9 protein-coding genes are annotated in these 6,317 nt (G+C 36.9%); 5 read left to right on the top strand and 4 right to left on the bottom strand.

All coding sequences use genetic code 11. From position 1 onward, the window contains the following. Positions 1-312 precede the first annotated feature (312 nt). Both FSC11_RS16090 and FSC11_RS16085 read right to left on the bottom strand, forming a co-directional pair. Positions 313-594, bottom strand: coding sequence for a type II toxin-antitoxin system YafQ family toxin (locus FSC11_RS16090; protein ID WP_001129137.1), 282 nt, complete (start codon positions 592-594; stop codon positions 313-315). Beyond that, on the bottom strand, positions 587-880 hold the full coding sequence (locus FSC11_RS16085; protein ID WP_163167928.1) for a type II toxin-antitoxin system RelB/DinJ family antitoxin: 294 nt from the start codon (positions 878-880) through the stop codon (positions 587-589). The genes FSC11_RS16090 and FSC11_RS16085 overlap by 8 nt, the downstream gene beginning before the upstream one ends. Positions 881-1,157: 277 nt before the next feature. Between FSC11_RS16085 and FSC11_RS16360 the strand changes: the two genes are divergently transcribed. The 3 genes from FSC11_RS16360 to FSC11_RS16070 all read left to right on the top strand — a co-directional run bounded on the left by FSC11_RS16360 (position 1,158) and on the right by FSC11_RS16070 (position 3,310). Next, positions 1,158-1,361, top strand: coding sequence for a hypothetical protein (locus FSC11_RS16360; RefSeq protein WP_057979931.1), 204 nt, complete (start codon positions 1,158-1,160; stop codon positions 1,359-1,361). Between the two features lie 723 nt (positions 1,362-2,084). Further along, the gene (repM, locus tag FSC11_RS16075; protein ID WP_026438545.1) at positions 2,085-3,017 is read left to right on the top strand and encodes a replication initiation protein RepM; all 933 of its coding nucleotides are present in this window, start codon (positions 2,085-2,087) and stop codon (positions 3,015-3,017) included. Next, positions 3,014-3,310 carry a hypothetical protein gene (locus tag FSC11_RS16070; protein ID WP_163167926.1) on the top strand — a complete coding sequence of 99 codons (297 nt, stop codon included), beginning with the start codon at positions 3,014-3,016 and terminating at the stop codon, positions 3,308-3,310. Before repM ends, FSC11_RS16070 begins: the two co-directional genes overlap by 4 nt. Here FSC11_RS16070 and FSC11_RS16065 read toward each other — a convergent pair. Then, the gene (locus tag FSC11_RS16065; RefSeq protein WP_004871868.1) at positions 3,307-3,591 is read right to left on the bottom strand and encodes a hypothetical protein; all 285 of its coding nucleotides are present in this window, start codon (positions 3,589-3,591) and stop codon (positions 3,307-3,309) included. The genes FSC11_RS16070 and FSC11_RS16065 overlap by 4 nt on opposite strands. Positions 3,592-3,799: 208 nt before the next feature. Here FSC11_RS16065 and mobQ point away from each other — a divergent pair, with 208 nt between their 5' ends. Both mobQ and FSC11_RS16055 read left to right on the top strand, forming a co-directional pair. Continuing rightward, positions 3,800-4,771: a MobQ family relaxase gene (gene mobQ, locus FSC11_RS16060; RefSeq protein WP_163167924.1), complete on the top strand. Its 972-nt coding sequence runs from the start codon at positions 3,800-3,802 to the stop codon at positions 4,769-4,771. Beyond that, positions 4,768-5,265 carry a hypothetical protein gene (locus FSC11_RS16055; protein WP_163167922.1) on the top strand — a complete coding sequence of 166 codons (498 nt, stop codon included), beginning with the start codon at positions 4,768-4,770 and terminating at the stop codon, positions 5,263-5,265. The genes mobQ and FSC11_RS16055 overlap by 4 nt, the downstream gene beginning before the upstream one ends. A 46-nt stretch (positions 5,266-5,311) precedes the next feature. Here FSC11_RS16055 and FSC11_RS16050 read toward each other — a convergent pair whose 3' ends face one another. After that, on the bottom strand, positions 5,312-5,788 hold the full coding sequence (locus FSC11_RS16050; RefSeq protein WP_420867681.1) for a pilin: 477 nt from the start codon (positions 5,786-5,788) through the stop codon (positions 5,312-5,314). Positions 5,789-6,317 lie beyond the last annotated feature (529 nt).

The raw sequence follows: 6,317 nt of genomic DNA, 5'->3' as shown, positions 1-6,317 counted from the left end.
CCCCCTTAAACCGAGCGAAAGCGAGGTTAAAACGTCCGAGCTTTAGCGAGGGCATAAGAAGCATATGCACTTCAAATCAAAGTTGATGATGGAGAAACACTCGTCAGAATCATGACGAAAAAACCGTGTTACTCATTTCAACCAAATAACGTGAAAGAAAAAACGTATGACTGGTGTCAGATCGACCCTAAAAAATACTAGATGATCGGTACTTTGCTTGGTTTTTCTCATTACTGATCAGATTACAGCAAGCGCAAAGTTGCCCGACTTTGAAACATGGCTAAAGCCATCTTTCAAAGCATCGAGCGATAGTCATCCAAAAATTTCGGAATGGCTATCCAACTGATGCAGTTCTAAAATATCGTCACCAACAAGCCTATAAATCAAGACTAAATCAGGCTTCACATGACAATCACGACAATTCTTAAACTCTGCACCACCCTTCAAGGGATGATCTAAATATTTTTCAGGCAAAGGATTATTTGCGACTAAACAATCTAATACTTCTGCCCATTCAGCCGTAACCAGTTCTAAATAACGTCTTTTAATATCACGTTTAAAAGAACTTGTTACGATAATCTTACGTTTAGCCATGTGCTTCTTCCGACATAGCTTTAATCGCTTCTTCTACCGTTTCGTACTCGGTGTACTCGCCACTTTCAATCTCTTTTAAAGATTGAAGTAACTTGGCTGCTGCTTTAGGAGTTAAAGCAGTTTCTCGCGCATAGTCAAAAGATAAAGGGATCGCTTTAGTTTTAACGATTTGATTCAAGAACAGTTTGAATGCTTGGGGCATAGTCAAACCGTAGTCTTCCAAAATAGGCGTGACTTGTTCTTTTAACTCTGCTTCTAAGCGCATATTGAAATTGACTGCGGACATGATTTCCTCACTCAAAACTATTAAAGTAAAGATAATATAAGGCATATTCTTTACTTTTTCATTACTTTTGATGTAATAAATGGTTTCTAACAACTGAATTTCGTATAACGGCCATTATGTTAAGTGAACAATAATTTCGTCGAATATTCAGGCTCTCAATTCTGCAAAACTTGCAGAATCTTGTCTAATTTGTAATCCTTGCGGCCAAGGGTGTCTAGCTAAGCTAAGGCAGGTGTTTGTTGTAGTCGGGCCGCTATAACGGATGACGAGTGCCTGTATGTTTAACCTAAATATCTTTAATAGGATCTCTAGCGAAGTATTGACCATCAAAAATGATCTAGAGCTGAATTCTGAGAATCAACTGATAACTAAATATAAGACTTCTACTTCTGAAGATTATAAAAAAGCAATTATTTTGATTTTTAAAGAACGTGGCTATACCAGGTTAGAAATAGGTCAGTTACTTGAAGGCCAACTGTAAAGACTTCCTAAAATTAACATAATACACGTTATACGAAATGCGTTATAATTATCTATAGAAATCAATGCTGTAGTTTCTAGTTTATAGCCCGAACATCCCTGTTCGGGCTTTTTTTATGATTTTTCACGTTCCACGCCTATTATTTAAGCAATGTTTCACAACTTTGATTAGCTCCAGTAAATAATTAAAACCTAGATAATAAGAACCGAGCGAGTGTCTACGAGCGATTGAGCATCATCAAAATTTCGCCCTCGCCTTTTCTCTGATTACAAGCTCCCTTTCGATTTTAAACGGTAGGTACAGAGCATCCCGAATGGGTGCGAACTTTGGAGCTTTTGCTTTTCAAAAAGTATGAGCGAAGCGAATACATTACAAATGCTTTTGCTTTTAGATTTCACAAATAGGATTAACCAAAAACTGCCCCACGAAGCGAGGAACGAGCTTCAATAGAGTACGAGCTTTAGCGAGTACCTAGGGCAGTTTGCACTCCCCTCTCGAAAGGCTTTTAATTATTTTTAAAGCTTTTAAATGCTTTTAGATAAGCTGAAAACATTGATATGAGAGGACTACAGCTTATATAAGCACACAAATTCTCTTGTATAAGCACACAAATTCTCTTGTATAAGCACACAAATTCTCTTGTATAAGCACACAAATTCTCTTGATTTACACACATAAAATATATAGTGTGTAAATACACATTAATAATAACGTGTATTTAATATGAAGAATGGTTTAGTTGTGAAAGATAATGCATTAATAAACGCCAGTTATAATTTAGAACTAACGGAACAGCGTTTAGTCATGCTTGCAATCATTAATGCAAGGGAATTAGGGCGGGGTATTACGGCAGATAGCAAACTAGAAATACATGCTAGTGACTATGCAAAACTATTTAATGTATCACCTGATGCATCCTACAAAGCCCTGAAAGATGCCGTAAATAATCTATTTAACAGGCAGTTTAGCTATACAGCCGAATATAAAAAAACAGGGAAGGTAGGTATCGTTCGCTCTCGCTGGGTAAGCCGTATTTTTTATGTAGATGATTTGGCATTACTAGAAATTACTTTCGCACCTGATGTAGTTCCTTTAATCACTAGATTAGAAGAACACTTTACAAAATATGAAGCCAAACAAGTTGCACACCTAACCAGTAAGTATGCCACTAGACTTTATGAGTTATTAATCGCTTGGCGTGAAGTTGGTAAAACACCTGTTTTTGAACTACAACAATTACGTAAAAATTTAGGTGTTGAAGATGATGAATATCAACGTATGCACCATTTTAAAAGCCGTGTATTAGAAACTGCCATTACTCAAATCAATGAACATACAGACATAAAAGCCACTTATGAGCAACACAAGAAAGGGCGTACAATTACTGGGTTTTCATTCAAGTTTAAGCAGAAACAACAACCGAAAAAATTAGATTCTAAGCGTGACCCAAACACACCTGACTTTTTTATCAAAATGACCGATGCACAACGCCATTTATTTGCAAAAAAAATGTCAGAAATGCCTGAAATGGGGAAATATTCACAAGGTACAGAAAGCTACCAACAATTTGCTATCCGTATAGCAGATATGCTGTTAGAGCCTGAAAAATTCAGAGAGCTTTATCCAATTTTAGAAAAATCAGGATTTCAGCCATGATTAAATTAAATAACCTATCAACCGATCTAAAGCATGTGACCGTTGAATACCTCGACATCGTAAATTATGAAATTGCGAGGGAAAATATATGCGGTTATATCTTCCTATTATCCCGACTATCCAAAGATGCCGAACCCACCGAAAAAATGCAGATGGAAAGCAAAATACAGAACTTAATTTACTATCGGGATAATTTACAAATCGAGGACAAGGACAATATTCAAAAGGTTTTAAATACGCTCATTCCAGAGTATCAAGCCGAACAAAAAAACCAAACAGCTAAGAAAAATTAGGCTTCAATATCGGGCAAATCAAAAAGCTGTCGATCTCTATTTTCTGTTAAATATTCGTTGAGTTCAGCGAGTATTTTTTCTTTATTGGCTTCATTTGCCTGCATTTTCTTAATCAAGTAAGAACCGAGCAAAATTTTACGCCGAGTATCATCCTTGCGCTCCTGTTCTTTCTTTTTGGTACGTTCTCTTGCTTCAATAGCCTGTTTCTGTGCTTTTAACTGTTTCAGCTTCTCTAACTGGGCTTCAATTTTCTTTTCGATATTTTCAGCAGATTTAGTCATAACGGTTAATTTCGGAATATAGAAAACCACTCAAGCATAAGACCCTATGAATTGAAATTCAAGCGGGTAATATGCTATCGTGTTTTTCATGAAATGCGCACTTACGACTTGAACTTCGTTCAAATCAAAGTTGCGCAAGGGGACACCCCTTAACCCCAAAAAACTGCTACGCAATTTTTTAAAAGCAAAAGCATCTCAAGGCGACTGCATGGCAATCTATCATTGTTCAACTAAAACAGTTAACCGAAGTTCAGGACGAACTGCGGTTGCATCAAGTGCCTATCGTGCAGGTGAAAAACTAGAAGATGAACGCACAGGGCTGACCCATGACTTTACGAGAAAAGATGGTGTCGCCCATGCTGAAATTCTGTCTAATTTAGATATTGAAATTGACCGTGGCGAACTTTGGAACTTGGCAGAAAAAACCGAGAACCGCAAAGATGCCCGAACCGCTAGAGAATGGGTAATTGCCCTGCCTGATGAATTAGACGCTGATCAACGTAAGGACTTGGCAAAAGACTTTGCCAGGTCCTTAGTTGATCGCTATGACGTGATCGCAGATTTAGCCATCCATGAACCGAGTAAAGGCGGTAATGATAAAAACCATCACGCCCATATCATGCTCACAACCCGAAAAGCCGAATTGGACGCAGACAATAAACTCACTCTGACCACCAAAACCGATATTGAACTCAGCAACGCCAAACGAAAAAGCCTTGGTATGGGGACAACCCAAGAAGACATTAAGCAAATTAGAGAAACATGGGCAGACTTAGCCAATAAAGCATTGGAACGTGCAGGCTACCGAGAAAAAATAGATCACCGCAGCTATGCCGATCAGAACAACGGACTACAAGCCACCATCCATGAAGGCACCAAAGTCACTCAATTACGCAGACAAGGCATAGACACTGAAATCAGCCGTTTCAATGACAATGTGAAACAGCAGAATACCCAACAACTTGACCAACAGAAACAGCAGAAAGAGAGCATTTTACAGCGTGGTTTAAACCGTGTCGATCAAGGTTTTGATCAATGGCAGAAGAACCAAGAAACCAAACGTCTAGAACTGGAACGCCAAGCGGAAATGAAGCGACAGCAAGAATTAGATAAACAACGAGCCGAGCAAGCACTCCGCAAAGCATCTCAAAAACTAAATAGAGGCGGAATGTCGTTATGAGTAATCAAAATGATTTAGATGACCAGTTATATATTTTACTGGCATCCATGAAGGAATACAGAGAAGCCATAGCAGACGATAACAAGCGATTAGAGACGTTTTACAACCAAGTCGCTAGTGGGGTGCTAGACAAGGCTGAAAAATCGCTAGAAAACGCAAATAAAAAGCATACAAGTGCATTAAACAACAGTATTCAGGCATTAAACGAAGCAACCAATAGACTGAACTTAAAATTTATCCTTATTTTTGCCAGTACGTTTGTCGCTGTGATGATGGTGTTGATTTTGGCAATCTTCTTATACGTGCCAAGCAAAGATGAAATTGATGAACGTAGAGCTGATATGGCTGTACTTAAAAAATATCCGCTACAAATTAGAGAAAGTGATGGAGAAATGCTAGTCAGAATTATGACTAAGAAATGCTATTCATTTGAGCCAAATAACGTCAAAAATAAAACTTATGACTGGTGTCAGATTGACCCTAAAAAATATTAATTAAAATTAAAGCGCATCAAATTTGACGCGCTTTAATACTCTTAAATTATTGTTTAAATTCACAGGTATTTGGTCTAACTGCATCTACTAAATTAGATTTACATTCCCATGCACCTGAGTTTGCATTATAGATAAAAGTTACAGTTTTACTTGCAATTTTATCATTTAAGCCTTCACCAGCTGGACGGAATGTTGCTGTCATTTCACAGCTATCTGGAGCAACATATTTACCCGCTATACCAGCAACATATTTACCTGCTAATGTAAATCCATTACCACTTGATAAAGCACCTTCTGTAATTGCCGGCTTATAGTCAGGTGTATTTGGTGTACCTTCTGCTCCTTTTGCAGTATCAGTACTACATGCTTTTTGAATCCCTGAAGTACTTGCAATATCAACCATACGAGTTTTGAGTCCACTCAATAAGTTAATAGCTTCCGTCGCTTGAGAGCGAGCAATATAGTTTTGATAAGCTGGAATAGAGATAGCTGCAAGAATACCAATAATTGCAACTACAATCATTAATTCAATTAATGTAAAACCTTTTTGGTTATTCAAAATAATTCCCCAATGAGTATCATAAAATATAAATTATATTTAAGCATAAATCATGCCAAATATATAAACATATATAAATCAAAAGATTTAGTTCTTTTATTTAATATACTGACAAATTTTGTCACTATTCAATATCGTTTTCTATTAAAGATTGACAATTTTTGTCATAATTTTAAATGTTTGATAAAAAAGGGCAACTTAAAATGTGGAGTTAAGTTGCCCTTTTTTATATTTAAATATAAATAACAAAATTATTCAATAGGCATGATGAGGATGTCTACAAGTAAACACCTGGCATTAAAATTTCTCCTTCGCCTTTTTCCTGATTACAAGCTCCCTTTTGCTACTTAACGAAAGATACAGAGCATCCCGAATGGGTGCGAACTGTATTAATCAAATTCTAGACGAGCGAAGCGAGCATAAAAATAACTGAGCGAAGCGAAGGCATAGTTTATTTTTTTATTAAATTCTCAATTTATATTTGAAAAAACAG

Source organism: Acinetobacter schindleri, assembly GCF_010918895.1.
Taxonomy (GTDB): domain Bacteria; phylum Pseudomonadota; class Gammaproteobacteria; order Pseudomonadales; family Moraxellaceae; genus Acinetobacter; species Acinetobacter schindleri.
Note: the sequence above shows the minus strand (reverse complement) of the source record. Positions and strands in the feature narration are given on the sequence as shown.